A 16,317-nucleotide genomic window follows, 5' to 3' on the forward strand; every position below is an offset into this window, starting at 1 on the left:
GGGGTGTACCCAGCACCACCGTCGAGCCCTCGCCCTACGCCTCCGGGGGAGGGGGTTCCGGCGGCTGGGGCGGCAGGCGCCCCGTTCCTAGGTTCATGAGCGAGTCATTCGACGTCAACTTCTGGGGGCGAAACGCCATGAGGCGCAATCTCGCGGCACGCATCGGCGTGTGGAGCGCACACCATCGCAGGACGGCCATCCTCGGCTGGCTGCTCTTCGTCGTGCTCGCCACGGGCATCGGCGGGGCATCCGGCATGGTCGAGATGACGGACGCCGAGAACGCCACGGGCGACTCGGCGCGGGCCGAGCAGATCCTCGACGACGCCGGCCTCGCCCATCCCGCGGGTGAGCTGGTCATGGTGTCCGCGGCGAAGGCGGGCGAGTGGCGGGACGCGGCCCGTGAGGTCTCCGCCGCCGTGCAGCGGACCGGCGAGGTCCGGAACCTCGCGGCGCCCATCCCGTCCAAGGACGGCAAGGACGCCCTGATCACCTTTGACATGAAGCGAGACGCGGCGACTTCCGCGGACCGGGTGCAGCCGGTGCTCGACGCCGTGTCCGGGGTCCGGGAGAAACGGCCGGACGTCACGATCCATCAGTTCGGCGAGGCCAGTGCCGGGAAGTGGCTCGGCGACCTGCTCTCCGAGGACTTCAAGAAGGCCGAGTTCACCGCCGTACCCCTGGCCCTGGGCATCCTGCTGGTCGCCTTCGGCGCCGTGGTCGCGGCCCTGCTGCCGGTCGGGCTCGCACTCACCGCCTGCATGGCCGCCTTCGGTCTGCTGTCGCTGGCCAGCCACCAACTGCATCTCTTCCAGACCACGTACTCCGTGATGTTCCTGATGGGCTTCGCCGTCGGCGTCGACTACTGCCTCTTCTACCTGCGGCGCGAGCGCGACGAGCGGGCCGCGGGGCGCGACGCCGAAACGGCGCTGCGGATCGCGGCGGCGACCAGCGGCCGGGCCGTGCTGGTCTCCGGGCTCACCGTCACGGTCGCGATGGCCGGCATGTTCCTGTCCGGACTGATGCTGTTCAAGGGATTCGCGCTGGCCACGATCACCGTCGTCCTCATCGCCGTGCTCGGCTCGGTGACCGTGCTTCCCGCGCTGCTGTCCTGGCTCGGGGACCGGATCGACGCGGGGCGGGTGCCGCTGCTGAACCGGCGCTCCCGGCGGGGCGCGCGGGCCGGCGGCTCCTTCGCAGGCACGATCCTCGGTCCTGTCCTGGCCCGGCCCAAGGTCTTCGCCGTCTCCGCGGTCGTCGTCCTGCTGGCCCTGGCCGCGCCCGCCCTCGGCATGAAGACCGAGTCGCTCGGCCTGGAGAAGCAGTTCGGTTCGGACTCGGAGCTCTCCGTGGCGTACCGGAACATCGAGGAGTCGTTCCCGGGCGGCCCCGCCCCCGCCCTCCTCGTGATCGAGGCGGACGACATCGACTCGCCCGAACTGCGCAAGGCGCTGGCCGAGTTCGGCCCCGACAAGGTGACCGTGCACCGGGCGCAGAACGTCGCGGAGATCGAGGTGCCGCTGCCGGACGGCAGGTCCGACCTGGCCGAGCTGCGCGACAAGAGGGTGCCCGCCGCCTTCGACGGGACGGGTGCGCAGGCGTACGTCACCGGGGAGCTGGCCGGGTCCGTCGACTTCAACGATCAGCTGAAGCGCGGCATCGTCCCCGTCTTCGCGTTCATCACGGCGGTGACCTTCCTGCTGATGCTGTTCTGCTTCCGCTCGTACGTCATCGCGGTGACGTCAATCTTCCTCAACCTGCTGTCCGTGGGCGCAGCGTACGGAGTGATGGTCGCCGTCTTCCAGCACGGCTGGGGCGCTTCGCTGATCGGCTCGGAGGGGGTCGGAGCGATCGAGGCATGGATGCCGCTGTTCGTCCTGGTGGTGCTCTTCGGCCTCTCGATGGACTACCACGTGTTCGTGGTCTCCCGGATCCGCGAGGCCCGGCAGAGCGGTCTGGACACCCGGGCGGCCATCGACACGGGCATCCGGCGGACGGCGGGCGCCGTGACCGGCGCGGCCGTGATCATGGTGGCGGTGTTCGCGGTCTTCGGGACGCTGTCCATGCAGGACATGCAGCAGATGGGCGTCGGCCTCGCCGTCGCGGTGCTGCTGGACGCCACGATCGTACGGATGGTCCTGTTGCCGTCCGTCATGGCGCTGCTCGGTGAGCGGAACTGGCGGACTCCGCGCGGCCTTTCCAGGCTGCCGAGTCCGGAACACGGCGAGGCGGAGGCGGCGGGAGCGGTGGCCGAGCCGGTTCCGTCCGGACCGGGGCTCCACGGCTGACGCCCGTACGAAGAGGCCCTGGCCCACCGGGTACGACCGGTCGGCCAGGGCTTGTCTCGTGCGGCCCCGTCAGGGGGCGTACTTGTAACCGACGCGGCGCACCGTCTGGATCGACCGGCGGTGCTCGGCGCCCAGCTTTCGGCGCAGCCGGGCGATGTGGACGTCGACGGTGCGCCCGTCGCCCACATGCCCGTAGCCCCAGACGGTCGTCACCAACTGGTCGCGGGTGTGCACCCGGTGCGGGTGCGCCACAAGGTGGGCGAGCAGCTCGAACTCGAGGAACGTGAGGTCGAGCGTGTTCTCGTCCACCATCGCGGTGCGCCGCACCGTGTCGATGAGCACCGGACCGGCCGAGGCCGGGGTCTCCACCGGCCGCGGCACGATCCGCCGGGCGGCGGCCGCCGCGGCGGCGGGCTGCTGATCGGCGGGCACGAGCACCAGGTAGCCGATCATCGGCGGTTGGCCCGGCAGCGCCGGAAGGGTGTGCTGGGGCGCGGGCAGCCAGGTGGCGCCCGGCGGGAGGAAGTCGGCCACATCGGCCGGCTGGACGATCTCGTCGGGGTCGACGGCGCGCAGTCGGTGGCGGTTCGGGGAGACGGAGCGGGCGGAGGGTGGGGCCGCAGCGGTCGCCGACGGGGCTGTGGTGACAGCGGTGGCGGCGGAGAAGGTGCGAGTGTTCGCCATGAGGGTCAGCTCTTTCGCGCGAAGGAGTCGTCGAGGGACGGACTTGCGTCGTGCGCGCGGACCGAAGACCGGGGTGAGCGGCTTTAGAGGGCCTGCGCGTTCCACGCGCGACAACACACCCGGTCGAAGTCGTGATGCTGACGAGAAGGCCAGAACGGCTCGAGGTCGCTGCGACCCGGCGCGGTGTGCTGGAAGCTGGCCATGCCCCTATTAGACCAGACAAGGCGGCGCCGCTGCAGGTCTCTCTCACCCGTCGATACGGACCCTTTGCCTTGCGTTCCTCACCTCGCGGCTCACCTCGTGGGCCGCCCCCTCGTGCTGCCTCGACCGCCTTGGCAGCGGATGAGATGTTCCCGGTGGGGGCCGGGTACGCCGAAGGGGCATCCACCGTTTCCGGCGGATGCCCCTTCGTACGGATCAGATGTGGATCAGACCTGGTCGGCCTTCTCCAGCGCCGTGCAGCAGGTGTCGACGATCAGCCGCGTGACGACGTACGGGTCGACGTTGGCGTTCGGGCGACGGTCCTCGATGTAACCCTTCCGGTCCTGCTCGACCTGCCACGGGATACGGACCGAGGCGCCGCGGTTGGAGACGCCGTAGCTGTACTCGTTCCACGGGGCGGTCTCGTGCAGACCGGTCAGACGGTCGTCGATGCCGGCGCCGTAGTTCTTGACGTGGTCCATGGGCTTCGAACCCTCACCCAGCGACTCGCACGCGGTGATGATGGCGTCGTAACCCTCGCGCATCGCCTTGGTCGAGAAGTTGGTGTGCGCGCCCGCGCCGTTCCAGTCGCCCTTGACCGGCTTCGGGTCCAGGGTCGCGGAGACGTTGAAGTCCTCGGCGGTGCGGTAGAGCAGCCAGCGGGCGACCCACAGCTGGTCGGAGACCTCCAGCGGGGAGAGCGGGCCCACCTGGAACTCCCACTGGCCAGGCATGACCTCGGCGTTGATGCCGGAGATGCCCAGACCTGCCGCGAGGCAGTTCTCGAGGTGCTTCTCGACGATCTCGCGGCCGAAGATCTCATCGGCGCCGACACCGCAGTAGTAGCCGCCCTGCGCGGCCGGGAAGCCGCCCACGGGGAAGCCGAGCGGCCGGTGGCCGTCGAAGAAGGTGTACTCCTGCTCGATGCCGAAGATCGGCTCCTGGCCGGCGAACTGCTCGGCGACCGGCCGCAGGGCGGCACGCGTGTTGGACTCGTGCGGCGTCATGTCGATGTTGAAGACCTCGCACAGCACGAGCACGTCGTTGCCGCCGCGGATCGGGTCCGGACAGGAGAAGACCGGCTTCAGTACGCGGTCGGAGGCGTGACCCTCGGCCTGGTTGGTGCTGGATCCGTCGAAGCCCCAGATGGGCAGCTCCGCGACGCCCTGGGAGGCATCCCCGGCCATGATCTTCGTCTTCGAACGAAGCTTGGCGGTCGGCTCGGTGCCATCGATCCAGATGTACTCAGCCTTGAACGTCACGGAAGCCATCCTTTGCGGGTGCTGCGATGCTGCGGTCTGCGGTCCGGTCTCTACAGCGCAGCTTCGCAAGACGCGATTTCCCGTCCGTTGCCCGGATGTGAACCCCGTGTTACCGAGGTTTCCTGCGTTATGGCATGGGCCGCCACCTCGAAACCACCCTCTTCGTATACGGGGTTCGGCGCAGTATCGCCGGTGCCGGTCAGGACCGATCCTCGTCCGCGCACATCCGCAACACTGTTCCTGCGGGCCCGGGAGCGCGCCGCCCCAGCCGTCCGGGGCGACGACCGGCCGTCAGGTCCGCGACATCCAGGATCCGGGCGCCGTGCAGGGCGGGGTCCCCTCCGCGGACCCTCGTACGCCGCCACCCGATATGCGGACCGGGCAGACTGGCCCCATGACGACACCACCCGCAGCTCCCCTGCGTATCGGCCTTCTCGGTACGGGCCCCTGGGCCCGGATGACCCAGGCCCCCGCCCTCGCCGCCCACCCCGGAGTCGTACTCAGCGGTGTGTGGGGCCGCCGGCCCGAGGCGGCGAACGCCCTCGCCGCCGTCCACGGCACCAAGGCGTACACCGATGACGCGGGCGTCGACGAACTCTTCGCCGCGAGCGATGCCGTCGCCTTCGCCCTGCCGCCGGACGTTCAGGCCCCGCTCGCCGCCCGTGCCGCGGCCGCCGGATGCCACCTGCTGATGGACAAGCCGGTCGCGACGACGGTGGCCGCTGCCCGCGAGGTCGCCGAGGCGGCCGACCGGGCGCGGGTCGCGTCCGTCGTCTTCTGCACGATGCGCTTTGCCGAGCCGACCGCGACATGGATCGCCGAGCAGGCCGCCCGGGGCGGCTGGTTCACCGCCCGCGCCCAGTGGATCGGCGCGCTGTACGCCCCCGGGGCGGAGAGCGAGTTCGCGAACTCGCCGTGGCGTCGCGAGAAGGGCGGCCTGTGGGACGTCGGCCCGCATGCGCTGTCGGTGCTGCTCCCGGTGCTCGGCGATGTGACGGAACTGACCGCCGCCCGCGGCCCCGCCGACGCCACCCATCTGATCCTCCGCCACGCGTCCGGTGCGTCCAGCACGGTGACGCTCGCGCTCGACGCACCCCTGGGAGCGGCGGGTACGGAGGTCGAGTTCAGGGGCGAATCGGGGATCGCCACGCTCCCTGGCGGGGGTGAAGCGGTCGGTTCGTTCCGCGCGGCGGTGGATGCGCTGCTCGAAGCGGTGCGTACCGGGGTGCCGCACCCCTGCGACGCGCGGTTCGGCCTGCGGCTGACCGAGCTGCTGGCCCAGGCGGAGGCCGCCGTGCGCCCCTGAACCCCGAAGGGTGCCGGGCGTTGCCGTGTCTCGTACCGCACGGCACCGCCCGGCCCGGGCTCGTCAACCCACGCGCTCGATGCGGGCGCGACGGATCAGGAACTTGCCCGGTTCGCGCACCTGCTCGAACGCGGCGTCGTTCAGCAGGGCGCAGCTTCCGGAGGGTGAAGTGACCTGCACCGTGGTGGACTTGTCGTTGTCGAGATTGGTCACCTTGAGCCGGGTGCCGACCGGGAACTGATTGCTGGACGCGGCGGGGGCTCCTCCCTCGCCGGACAGTGTCACGGTGGATCCGGCACAGACGACCTCACCGGTGGTCTGCCCCCCTCCGCCGGGCGGTTCCGGGGCCGCGGTCCCTGGCGGGGGCGCGGATGCGGAGGCCGGCGCGGAAGCGGCCGCGGACGTGGCGGGATCCACGGCCGCCGATACCTCCCCACCGCATCCCGAGGCGGCCTGTTGGCGCCGGATCTCCGCGATCACGGCTTCCCGGTTGGCGATCCGCGCGGCCGACTGGGCATCCGGATCGGCCCGCTGACCGGCGATGAACTGCTCGTTGTTACCGAGCGCCGTGGCGAGTCCGGTGCAGACGACCGACGAGGCCCGGTCGGCCGGTGGCGACGGCGCGGCCTGGCTGGTTCCCGCCAGCACGGCAGCTGTCCCGCCGGCGAGTGCGGCGGCCCCGACCAGCAGGGCGAGCTTCTTCTTGCGGCTGAGGGTCTTCTTGCGTGACACGTAGGGCTCCTGTCCCCGGCCGGAACACCTGATGCGCTCGGGCCGGATGTGGTGCGTGTGTCCCTACGTACGAGTAACAGGAGCGTTCGTTTCATCCGTCGTGCGGACGCACCCATCCGTCGCCGCCCTGCCGGTCAGGAAATGGCGGTGACCGCCCGGTGCGCGGCGGACAGGAAGCGCCGCACGGCGGCCGTCTCGCTCTCGTCGAAGTCGCGCAGTACCGCGACCGTGTCGTCGATCAGCGGACCGAAGAAGGACCGGCCCAGCTCGACCGCCGGCGGGGCCACCGTCATCAGCACCCGCCGCCGGTCACGCGGGTCGCGGGTGCGGGTGAGGTGACCGAGCCGTTCCAGTCGGTCGATGACGGCGGTGGTGCCCGCGGAGTTGAGCCCGAGCTGCGTACCGAGCCATCCGGCGGTCGCGTCCGCGCCCGCCCGTTCGGCGTCGAGCAGGCAGATCAGGGCGCGTACGTCGGTGGGGTGCATGCCGTGGCGGCTAGCGAACTCGGCCTGCCGCAGCCCGAATTCGACAGTCACCTTGCGCAGCAGATGGACGATCTCCATCTCGGGACTCTGCTCGCTCATCGGTTCTCCTGCCCCTATTATCTCGCTGAGCGAGATAATATCCAAGGGTACCCATCTGGGAGGCACCCCATGACGCCTACGTCATCCGGATCGTCCGCGGTGGCAGCCACCGAGTCGTTCCTCGCTGCGTACGACGAGGTCCTGGCGGTCAAGTGGCCCGCTGGAACGACCCACTCCGAGGCCCTCACCCCGTACGGCACCACCCATGTCAACAGTTACGGCCCGGAGGACGCCCCGCCCCTGATACTGCTGGCCGGCGGCGGCTCCACCTCCACCGTCTGGTACGCCCAGGCCGCCCACCTGGGCCGCAGTCACCGTGTCCACGCAGTCGACCTCATGGGCGATCCGGGCCGCAGCGTGGTGGGGGAGCGTCCGATCCGGACGGTGCCGGATCTGACGGCCTGGCTGGACGCGGTGCTGGACGGTCTGAACATCGCATCGCCGGCACTCTGCGGCCATTCCTACGGAGCGTGGATCGCGCTCCACCACGCCCTGCACGCACCCGACCGTGTCAGCGAGCTGATCCTTGTGGACCCGACCGGGTGCTTCGCCGGATACCGCCCCGGCTATCTGCTGCACGCGCTACCGATGCTGCTCCGCCCCAACGCGCGGCGCACCCGCACCTTCTTGAACTGGGAGACCTCCGACGCGCCGCTCGACCCGGTCTGGCTGCACCTGCGCGACACGGCTGCCGCCTTCCCGTCCGCCCGGCCGGTCACCGGCCCCCGCCCCGCCCCCGAGCTGCTGGCCGCCCTGAACGTACCGACCCTGATCCTGCTGGCCGAGAACAGCCGGGCGCACAACAGCGCAACGGTCGCCGCCGCCGCGGCCCGGCTGCTTCCGCACGCGCGGACGGCGACCATTCCCGGTGCCACGCACCACACCCTGCCGCTGCACGCCCCGGACGCCGACGAACTCAACCGCAGGATCGAGGAGTTCCTGTCGGCCGGGTGCTGAGCGGCTCCGGCGGCACCGCCCGGATCAACGCCCCAAGGCATCCCGTACGGCTTCCTCCGTGCGTGCCACCACAGCCGTTCCGTCCTCCGCGGTGATGATCGGCCGCTGGATCAGCTTCGGATGCTCGGCGAGCGCCGTGATCCACCTCTCCCGCGAACCGGCCTCGCGCGGCCACTCCTTGAGCCCGAGCTCCTTCGCGTCGGCTTCCTGCGTCCTCGTGATGTCCCACGGCTCCAGCCCGAGCCGATCGAGCACGGCCCGGATCTCGTCCGGCGACGGCACGTCCTCCAGATAGCGGCGGACGGTGTACTCGGCTCCCTCCGCATCGAGCAACTGCACCGCGCTGCGGCATTTGGAACACGCGGGATTGATCCAGATCTCCATGGGGCCCACGATACGGGAGGGAGGTCGCCAAAGCCCCTCTGGCCAGGGGTGATTGTCAGTGGTGGGCCGTAAAATGGAGGTAGTTCGTGAGGGTTTCACGACCGTGCCAGGAGGTTGCCCATGGCCGTTGCCGCAGTCACGACCAAGCCGCTCCACAAGCCCCTGCAGAAGAAGCCGCTCCCCGCGGGCCGGCCCCGCGAGTGGTACATCTCGCACAACCGCCGCCTGAAGGCCATGCGCCTGGCGATCGCCCTGCTCGACACGGGCGTCTACTACCCGTCGAGCGCAGACAACGACAAGATACGCACGACTGCCGAGCGCATCGGCATCCATCCGCCGTCCGACACGACCTGCCGCATGGTCCGCGCCCTGATCCGCTACGGGCGCTGACGGCCACAGCCGGCGGACCCGAAACCTGTGCCCCTGGACCTCAAGAAGCTCGCCCAGGGGCACAGGCACGTCCCCCGCGACGCCGGCGCAGCCATCGCCACCGTGCGCGGACCCGCAGGCCCCTGCCATCACCCGATCGACGTACGCGGCATGCGGGCAGCCCCGTCTCCGCCTTGACTGGGACGGAGCCGTGAGTGCTGGGAGGCGCGATGACAAGGCGATCCGTACGAGGCGCGTGGGTAGTGCTGCTGACAGCGGTCGTGGCATCGGCTGCCGCCGCCTGCACGGACGACGGCGGCAGCCCGGCCGGCACGGTGTCCAAGGCCGCGTCCGCGGTGGCGTCCGCCGCATCCAGAGGGGGCGACGTGGCGGCCTCGGCATCGGCTGCCGCGCAGGAGAAACTCCAGAACTTCAAGAACGGCGTGAACGCGGGCAAGGACGTCAAGGCGGGTGCGGTGACCGAGCAGGGTGGCCGCGCCAGTACGAAGATCACCGTGACGAACAGCACCGACTCGGCCAAGTCGTACATCGTCCAGATCAACTTCCGCGACCCCGGCGGCAATCTGCTGGACTCCACCGTGGTAACGGTCGACGACGTACGGCCGGGCACCCCCAAGGACGCCACGGCCCGCAGCAACCGCACCCTCGCCGGCGACGTCACCGCCGAGGTGGGCAGGGCCCTGCGCCACTGACGACGGCGGGAGCGGCAGCACCTGAGTGCCGCCGCTCCCGTTGTTCGTCCCACCTCGCCATGGCAGCCGCGACTGCCACGGACCGGGGGTCACTGTTCCTGCTCCGGTGGAATTCCGAGCATTCCCAGCAAGGTGCCTCCGTACGGGCAGCACGTCGGCCCGCTGTGACAGCGGGCCGACGCGAGCGAGTGAGGGACGGGATTTCAGGAGCCCGGAGTCGCGATCTCGCGCTTGAGAATCTTGCCGGTGGCGCCCTTGGGGAGCGCTTCGAGCAGCCAGACCTCGCGGGGGTACTTGTAGGGGGCGACCCGCGCCCGCACGAACTCCCGCAGCTCGTCGGGGGTGGTCGCCGCGCCTGGGAGCAGGGCCACGGCGGCGGCGACCTCCTCGCCGAGGGTGGGGTGGAGGACGCCGATCACCGCCGCCTCGGCGACTGCGGGGTGTTCGTAGAGGACTTCCTCGATCTCGCGGGGGTAGACGTTGTAACCGCCGCGGATGATCAGGTCCTTCTTGCGGTCGACGATGTAGTAGAAGCCGTCCTCGTCGACGCGTGCGAGGTCGCCGGTGCGCAGCCAGCCGTCCTGGACGGTCTCGGCGGTGGCCTCGGGGCGGCCCCAGTAGCCCTTCATGATGTTGTGACCGCGTACGCACAGTTCGCCGACGCCGTCCCGCTCGTCGAGCAGGCACATCTCGACACCCTCGATCGGGGTGCCGACGGAGCCGGGCTTGCGGGGGCGGTCCGGGTGGTTGAAGGAGGCGACCGGGGAGGTCTCGGACATGCCGAAGCCCTCCTGGACGGGACAGCCGAAGGCGCTCTCGAAGCCGTGCAGGACCTCGACCGGCAGCGAGGCGCCGCCGGACACGGCCACCCGCAGGGTGGTGGTGTCGTGGGCGCCGGGCTGCTGTGTGTGTACGGCGAGCATGGCCGCGTACATGGTGGGCACGCCCTCGAAGACCGTCACCTGCCGCTGCTGGACGGTCTGCAGCGCCAGGACCGGGTCGAAGCGGGGCAGCAGCGTCAGCCGGGCGCCGACGCCGACCGCCGTATTCATGGCGCAGGTCTGGCCGAAGGCGTGGAAGAGCGGCAGACAGCCCAGCACGGTGTCATCGGGGCCGAGCCGGATCAGCGACCGTGCGGTGATGTCGGCGTTGCGCGTGAGGCCGGCATGGGTGAGCTCGGCCCCCTTGGGGACTCCCGTGGTCCCGGAGGTGTAGAGGATGACCGCGGTGTCGTGGCCGCCGCCGAGCGCTCCGGCGACCGGTTCCGGGTGGGTGGCGAGCAGGTCGGCGAGCGAGCCCGGCCCGACCGGGACCACCTCGGTTGCGGTGCCCTCCGCACCCACGGTCACTTCGGCGGTGGACGACTCGTGTGCGAACAGCAGTACCGCACCCGAGTCGCGCAGGTAGTGGGCGATCTCGCGTGCCTTGAGGAGCGGGTTCATCGGAACGACGACGGCGCCGGCGCGCAGCATGCCGTAGTAGAGGGCCGGGAACTCGAGCAGGTTGGGCACCATCAGGGCGACCCGGTCGCCCGGGATGACACCGCGTGCGGTGAGCAGCGCCGCCACACGGCCGGCGAGGGTGTCGAGTTCGGTATAGGTCAGCGACCGGTCACCGAGTTCGACGGCGGTCCGGGGACCGTGTGCTGCGGCGCTGCGACTGAGGAGATCGGCGAGATTCACCTGGTGCCTTTCGTTTCTGGTGCCGTGGACGACCCGGCCGCCCGCCGAAGGCGGTGGCGCCCAGTGGCACGGCGAAGTGCCGGGCCGTGTCCGGCTCGAGTACGGAATACGGAATGCGGGGTCGTCAGCCCCGCAGCGCGGAGGCGAAGATGGCCGGCAGTTTGGCGATGCCGGGCGCGGCGGTGAAGCGGGTGACGCGTTCGATGGTCGTACGCGACGTGCGGTTGGTGACGAAGTACGGCGGGCGCGGGGACAGCGACGGGGAGCCGGTGAACAGGCCGCGCGGAGCGGGGGCGAAGGGCGCACGCAGCACGGTCTTCTCGATGTCCTCGAGCATGAAGGCGTTGTGGACGAAGCCGATGCCGCTGCCGATGTCCTGCCGGGTGTGGCCGGGGTAGGCGCCCCAGGGGGTGTAGCCGAGCAGGAACCCGATCGCGGACCAGCAGTTGACACCGAGGGTTCCGTAGCGCAGTTCGGCGACGGCCGTCTCCACTGCGGTGCGGTGGGTCTTCTCGGTTCCGGGGTGGACGATGAGGGTCGCGCCGAGGGTTCCGGGGAGCGTGTCGTTGGCGAAGTCGACCGCGTGGCGCAGGAATTCGGTCGGAGTGGCGCCCGGGAGCCGCGCGACGCCGAGGGCGCTGCCGAAGACCTCGCCGGTGATCAGCATGTCGTCGTGGTCGGTGATGTCGGGGACCAGGATGCGGCAGTCTCCGTCGCCGTGGGACTCGGCCTGCGGGTGGGCCTCGAGCACGGCGCCGAGGCGCTGGGCGGCGCCGGGGTAGTAGTCGGTGCGCGGCGGTAGTGCGCGCAGCACCCGCCGGATCTCCGCCAGCAGCCGCTCGGTGCCGTCCCACTCCCGAGGCAGGACGAGGATCTGACTGGCGATGCAGTTGTGGCCGGAGTTGTTCATCTTGCTGGTGACGATGTGCTCGGCCTGGAAGCGGAAGTCCGCCGCGCTCCAGGGGCCGGGGGTCACGATGCAGGGGCTGACCCCGCCGAGCTCGCTGGTGAACGGCTTGCCGATCAGCGGCTTGTCGTCGTGACGGCGCTCGTCCGCCTGCTCGTCGGTGCCCCACACGATGGCGTCGTGGGTGCGGTCGCTGCCGGTGACGTGGATGGTGTCGACGCCGTCATGTGCGGAGAGGTAGCCGCCCTCGGCCGCACCGCCGTCGATGAAGTGAACCCAGCCGCGCTCGACGAACTCGGCGAAGACGTGCTCGAAGTGCGGGCGGAGATAGGCGTTGACCGGGTTCATCTTCGCGATGACGACCTGGCCCTCGGCGTAGAGCTTGTGGAGGATGTCGAGCGCGGTGATGGCCGCGACATTGCCCGCACCCAGGACCAGAGCGACGGCCGGGCGCCCGGGACGGCCGCGGTACTCACCGGCGGCCCGGTCCCGTACCTGCTGTGCGGTGATGCCGGCGCGCATCCACACCTGGGCGGTGAACCCGTTGAGCAGCAGGGTGTCCCAGCCGGTGGCGGGGAAGACGTCGACCCGGGTGCGGCCGTCGCGCACGTGCACCGCCCCGGCCTCGACCGGATCCTTGCCGCCCGCGATCCGGCGCAGCACATGCAGGCAGGCACTGACGTTCTGGGCGAGTGCCCACGGGGCGCCGATCCAGTCCTCGGCCGCCCAGGGGGAGTCGGGGCCGTATCCCTTGGCGCGGGCGCCGGCGGCGGCCATGTCCTCGGCGCTGTCGACGATCCGCGGCATCAACCGCTCCAGCAGCGCGATCCGTTCGGCGATCGGGGTGGTGGTCCACGACGCGGCGCCTTCGCGCAGCTCGGCGAGGGCCTGGTCCAGCAGTTCGGTGTCGACAGCGGTGGAGGGCACGGGTTCGCTCCAGGGGGACAGTGGGTGGGTGGACGACGGCGGGGGCCGGTGTGTCAGGCGCTCGGTCGCGGAGCGTCGCGCGCCGGGTCGATCAGGGTGAAGGCGGCGAGGGCGCCCAGCAGCAGCAGGCCGCCCGAGAGCACGACGGCGGTCTGGTATCCCGCCGTGCCGTGGCTGTCGACCAGCGATCCGACGACGGCGGGGGCGATGAGGCCCGCGGTGGTCACGGTGGCGTTCATCGTGCCGAGGGCGCCGCCGCGCCGGGCGGGCGGGGCCAGTTCGGCGACGGTGGTGATCGCGACGGTGGCGAAGGATCCGCCCATACCGAAGCCCACGGCCAGCAGCGCGGTCTTCGCCGCCGCACCGTCCGCGAGGGGTACGGCCAGACAGGCGACCGCGCCGAGCAGCAGCAGGCTGCCGCCGACCCGGCCGCGCGCCCAGCGGCTGCTGACTCCGCGGCGCATGAGCCACCCGGTGAGCGCCGCCTGACCGAGCAGCGCGAGGGCGCCGACCACCCAGGGGAGGACGATGAGTCTGCCGGCGGCGTCGGAGGAGTGGCCGAGGCCGTTGCGCAGGTAGGAGGGCAACCATACGAGCATCAGCGCCACGGCCCAGTAACTGGTGAAGTAGGCGGCGGTGGTGCCGATCCAGGTGCGGGTGCCGAGGATGCGGCGGTAGGTGGGCCTCACCGCAGGCTCGGAGGACAGTGCCTCCGCGGTGTCGGTCCGGTACGTCCCGTCGGCGCCGAACACGGCCCACAGCAGGGCCCACAGCGCACCGGCGGCCGCGACCACCCAGAGGGCGGCGCGCCAGCCGTGGTGGTGGATGACCCAGGTCAGGCCGGGGGCGGCGGTGATCACGCCGAGGGTGACGCCGAAAGTGACCAGCGCCCCGGGGAGGTTGCGCCGGTGGTTGGGGAACCACGACAGCGCGGCCTGCTGGGCGACGGGGAAGGCGGGACCTTCCGCCGCGCCCAGCAGGATCCGTGAGCCGATCAGTACGGCCAGGCCGCCTCCCAAGGCCGCCGGTGTCTGTGCGACCGACCAGAGGAGGGCCATGGCCAGGAGCAGCCACTTGGGCTGCACCCGGTCGGCGAGCAGCCCCACCACGCCGGCGGCCACCGAGAACAGCAGGAAGAAGGCGCTGTTGGCGAGCCCGAACTCGGTGGCGGACAGGCCCATGTCCGCACGGATCTCATCGGCCGCGAGGCCGAACACGGACTTGTCCGCGAAGTTGACCATCATGAAGACCACGAGCAGGCCGGTGACGATCCAGCCGCGGGCTCCGGAGCTGCGGCCCGTCGGGGACTCGGTCTGTCTGGGTGCGGTGTCGGCGGCGGTCACGGGGTCCTCCGGAAAATGTGGCGCTGACGAGGGGGTGGGCAGGCGAGGAGGCGGGGCTGCGCCGCGGCCCGTGCGCCGGCCCGCGCACGGGCCGCGGCGCAGCGGCCTCAGGAGAGCGGGACTCCCGCGATCGCGATCCGCTCCATGACACGCCGCTGCGGGTAGTAGTCGTTGATCGCGTAGTGCTGGACCGCGATGTTGTCCCAGATCGCGACGGAGTCGGGCTGCCAGTGGAAACGCACCTGGAACTCGGGGATACGGGCCTGCAGGACGAGTTCGTCGAGCAACTCGCGGCTCTCGGCGTCGGACAGGCCGACGATCCGCGTGGTGAAGGGCTCGTTGACGTAGAGCACCTTGCGTCCGGACTGCGGGTGGCGGACGACCACCGGGTGCTCCACCGGCGGCAGGGTCTTGCGGAACCGGGCGACCTGTTCCTCGGTCATCAGCGCACCCCAGCTGGGCACCCAGTCGTGTACCGCCATGAGTCCGTCGATCCGGGCCTTCATCGACTCGGAGAGGTTGTCGTAGGCGACCGCCATGTCCGCCCACATCGTGTCGCCGCCGGCCGACGGCACCTCGACGGCGCGCAGCACCGAACCCAGGGCGGGCGCGGCCATGAAGGAGTGGTCGCTGTGCCAGATGTTCTCGCTGCCGACGGTCATGGCGTCCTTGGCCAGACGGGAGACGCCAGCGGTGTCGCCCTTGGGGAAGAAGGGGTTCACCTCTGGCCCGCCCCACACCGCTGCGAGCGCGACGTGGTGCTCGGAAGCGAAGCGGTGCTGGTCACGGAAGAAGATCACCTTCCACTCCAGCAGCGCCTGCCGCAGCTCCTCGGCGAGGTCGTCACCGATCGGCTGCGAGAGGTCGACACCGCTGACCTCGGCACCGATGTGGGGGGTGAGCGGGGAGATGCCCAGTATCCGGTACTCCGTCTCGGCGCTGCCCGGAGCGGTGCGGTCCAGAACGCGGCGCCCGTAGTGCATCAGGGGCTTGTCGAGGGTGGGCTCGGGGGTGGCGACGACTGCAGCCATGGGTACTTCCTCCACGGTGAGGATTAATTCGATACCGGGAGTATCGATATCCAGGCATGCCATGGCAAGGGTCTTCGTCCACCGATTTCATGACCGCGGAGAGATCCGGCTCACGGTCAGTGCCGCACTCCCACGGCGCGGCCGACGAGCTCGACCACCGAGTCCACCAGGTGGCTGTCCGGCAGCTCCTGCTCCGCCACCAGGCGGAACACCAACGGCGCCGCCACCATGGTGGCGGCGGCCCGGACGTCGGTGTCCGGCCGCACGTCCCCGCGCACGATGCCGCGCTCCAGGATGCGCCCGGTCTCACCCATCACCCGGTTGATGTACGCCTGGTACGCGCTGCGTCCGGTTCCCGCGTCGGCCGCAGCGCCGAAGACGCCCACGATCAGACGGTCCATCCCGGGCGTCCGGTACACCTCGACACGAGCGGTGAGCACAGCGCGCAGCTCGGCACGGAAGTCCCCCAGATCCGGAATGGACAGGGGGCCGACGCGCGACTCGGCAGCCGCGATGATCAGGTCCTGTTTGGTGGGCCAGCGCCGGTAGATGGCCGGCTTGCTCACCTCGGCCCGCACGGCCACGGCGTCCATCGTGAGCGCGTTCATCCCCTGCTCCGCGACCAGCGCGAGCACCGCGTCGAGCACCGCGCGGGTGACCCGCTCCTCCCGGGGGCGCCCCGGCCCTCGTGCTGCGTCCCGAGTCCGCTTTTCGACCATGCCCCGACCTTATGATTTCGCTCCGCACGCCAACCAGGCCGGTCCCCGATCGCGTCCGGGGGCGGAGCCGGACCGGCATGTGCACGCAGGGTGGGGGCCGCCACCCGCAGAGGCGCAGCCGACTCGGCATTCACCTGTTCGGGCTAGCGGGCATCGCGGCGCACGCCATGCGTTCCTACGATCGGAAGGAACGTGGTGCGGTCATCCGTTCGGGACACACCCGGCAGGCCG

15 protein-coding genes are annotated in these 16,317 nt (G+C 70.9%); 5 read left to right on the top strand and 10 right to left on the bottom strand.

The genetic code is table 11. The annotated features are described in order from the left end of the window. The first annotated feature begins 137 nt into the window (after nt 1-137). A complete protein-coding gene (locus tag OG963_RS31495) occupies nt 138-2,285 on the top strand; it encodes an MMPL family transporter (RefSeq protein ID WP_371800333.1) in 2,148 nt (715 codons plus the stop codon). Nucleotides 2,286-2,354: 69 nt separating this feature from the next. Here the strand turns inward: OG963_RS31495 and OG963_RS31500 are convergent, their stop codons facing one another. Both OG963_RS31500 and glnII read right to left on the bottom strand, forming a co-directional pair. Beyond that, entirely contained in the window at nt 2,355-2,969 is a 615-nt protein-coding gene (locus OG963_RS31500; protein ID WP_093774799.1) for a winged helix-turn-helix domain-containing protein, read from the bottom strand. Nucleotides 2,970-3,397: 428 nt separating this feature from the next. Then, a complete protein-coding gene (glnII, locus tag OG963_RS31505; RefSeq protein ID WP_093774801.1) occupies nt 3,398-4,432 on the bottom strand; it encodes a glutamine synthetase in 1,035 nt (344 codons plus the stop codon). A gap of 394 nt (nt 4,433-4,826) precedes the next feature. Here glnII and OG963_RS31510 point away from each other — a divergent pair, with 394 nt between their 5' ends. After that, nucleotides 4,827-5,738: a Gfo/Idh/MocA family protein gene (locus tag OG963_RS31510; protein ID WP_093774803.1), complete on the top strand. Its 912-nt coding sequence runs from the start codon at nt 4,827-4,829 to the stop codon at nt 5,736-5,738. 63 nt (nt 5,739-5,801) lie between these two features. Here the strand turns inward: OG963_RS31510 and OG963_RS31515 are convergent, their stop codons facing one another. Further along, nucleotides 5,802-6,470 (bottom strand): hypothetical protein, encoded by a 669-nt coding sequence (locus OG963_RS31515; RefSeq protein WP_371799707.1) that lies wholly within the window; start codon nt 6,468-6,470, stop codon nt 5,802-5,804. 134 nt (nt 6,471-6,604) lie between these two features. Then, nucleotides 6,605-7,054, bottom strand: coding sequence for a MarR family transcriptional regulator (locus tag OG963_RS31520; RefSeq protein WP_093774807.1), 450 nt, complete (start codon nt 7,052-7,054; stop codon nt 6,605-6,607). 69 nt (nt 7,055-7,123) lie between these two features. Between OG963_RS31520 and OG963_RS31525 the strand changes: the two genes are divergently transcribed. Further along, nucleotides 7,124-8,011, top strand: a complete 888-nt coding sequence (locus OG963_RS31525) for an alpha/beta fold hydrolase (protein ID WP_093774809.1) — start codon at nt 7,124-7,126, stop codon at nt 8,009-8,011. A gap of 24 nt (nt 8,012-8,035) precedes the next feature. Here OG963_RS31525 and OG963_RS31530 read toward each other — a convergent pair whose 3' ends face one another. Continuing rightward, entirely contained in the window at nt 8,036-8,395 is a 360-nt protein-coding gene (locus tag OG963_RS31530; protein WP_030926242.1) for an arsenate reductase family protein, read from the bottom strand. 120 nt (nt 8,396-8,515) lie between these two features. On the opposite strand from OG963_RS31530, the gene OG963_RS31535 reads away from it, so the two are divergent. After that, on the top strand, nt 8,516-8,785 hold the full coding sequence (locus OG963_RS31535) for a hypothetical protein (RefSeq protein ID WP_030926244.1): 270 nt from the start codon (nt 8,516-8,518) through the stop codon (nt 8,783-8,785). Between the two features lie 209 nt (nt 8,786-8,994). Further along, nucleotides 8,995-9,477, top strand: a complete 483-nt coding sequence (locus tag OG963_RS31540) for a hypothetical protein (protein WP_030933711.1) — start codon at nt 8,995-8,997, stop codon at nt 9,475-9,477. A 203-nt stretch (nt 9,478-9,680) separates the two neighbouring features. Here the strand turns inward: OG963_RS31540 and OG963_RS31545 are convergent, their stop codons facing one another. From OG963_RS31545 to OG963_RS31565, 5 genes are all read right to left on the bottom strand, one after another. Next, nucleotides 9,681-11,159 (bottom strand): long-chain fatty acid--CoA ligase, encoded by a 1,479-nt coding sequence (locus OG963_RS31545; protein ID WP_371799708.1) that lies wholly within the window; start codon nt 11,157-11,159, stop codon nt 9,681-9,683. A 124-nt stretch (nt 11,160-11,283) separates the two neighbouring features. Then, nucleotides 11,284-12,993 carry an aldehyde dehydrogenase family protein gene (locus OG963_RS31550; protein WP_319324805.1) on the bottom strand — a complete coding sequence of 570 codons (1,710 nt, stop codon included), beginning with the start codon at nt 12,991-12,993 and terminating at the stop codon, nt 11,284-11,286. A gap of 53 nt (nt 12,994-13,046) precedes the next feature. Then, entirely contained in the window at nt 13,047-14,336 is a 1,290-nt protein-coding gene (locus OG963_RS31555; protein ID WP_371799709.1) for an MFS transporter, read from the bottom strand. A 107-nt stretch (nt 14,337-14,443) separates the two neighbouring features. Next, nucleotides 14,444-15,367 (bottom strand): TauD/TfdA dioxygenase family protein, encoded by a 924-nt coding sequence (locus OG963_RS31560; RefSeq protein WP_371799710.1) that lies wholly within the window; start codon nt 15,365-15,367, stop codon nt 14,444-14,446. A 116-nt stretch (nt 15,368-15,483) separates the two neighbouring features. After that, the gene (locus OG963_RS31565; RefSeq protein WP_371799711.1) at nt 15,484-16,086 is read right to left on the bottom strand and encodes a TetR/AcrR family transcriptional regulator; all 603 of its coding nucleotides are present in this window, start codon (nt 16,084-16,086) and stop codon (nt 15,484-15,486) included. Between the last annotated feature and the right edge of the window lie 231 nt (nt 16,087-16,317).

Source organism: Streptomyces sp. NBC_01707 (assembly GCF_041438805.1).
In the GTDB taxonomy this organism is placed as follows: domain Bacteria; phylum Actinomycetota; class Actinomycetes; order Streptomycetales; family Streptomycetaceae; genus Streptomyces.

What these genes read in the sequence shown, in the direction of transcription:
- OG963_RS31500 (WP_093774799.1), bottom strand. Translation starts at nt 2,969, where the DNA reads ATGGCGAACACTCGCACCTTCTCCGCCGCCACCGCTGTCACCACAGCC.
- OG963_RS31525 (WP_093774809.1), top strand. Translation starts at nt 7,124, where the DNA reads ATGACGCCTACGTCATCCGGATCGTCCGCGGTGGCAGCCACCGAGTCG.
- OG963_RS31565 (WP_371799711.1), bottom strand. Translation starts at nt 16,086, where the DNA reads ATGGTCGAAAAGCGGACTCGGGACGCAGCACGAGGGCCGGGGCGCCCC.
- OG963_RS31495 (WP_371800333.1), top strand. Translation starts at nt 138, where the DNA reads ATGAGGCGCAATCTCGCGGCACGCATCGGCGTGTGGAGCGCACACCAT.
- OG963_RS31540 (WP_030933711.1), top strand. Translation starts at nt 8,995, where the DNA reads ATGACAAGGCGATCCGTACGAGGCGCGTGGGTAGTGCTGCTGACAGCG.
- OG963_RS31530 (WP_030926242.1), bottom strand. Translation starts at nt 8,395, where the DNA reads ATGGAGATCTGGATCAATCCCGCGTGTTCCAAATGCCGCAGCGCGGTG.
- OG963_RS31510 (WP_093774803.1), top strand. Translation starts at nt 4,827, where the DNA reads ATGACGACACCACCCGCAGCTCCCCTGCGTATCGGCCTTCTCGGTACG.
- OG963_RS31560 (WP_371799710.1), bottom strand. Translation starts at nt 15,367, where the DNA reads ATGGCTGCAGTCGTCGCCACCCCCGAGCCCACCCTCGACAAGCCCCTG.
- OG963_RS31520 (WP_093774807.1), bottom strand. Translation starts at nt 7,054, where the DNA reads ATGAGCGAGCAGAGTCCCGAGATGGAGATCGTCCATCTGCTGCGCAAG.
- OG963_RS31535 (WP_030926244.1), top strand. Translation starts at nt 8,516, where the DNA reads ATGGCCGTTGCCGCAGTCACGACCAAGCCGCTCCACAAGCCCCTGCAG.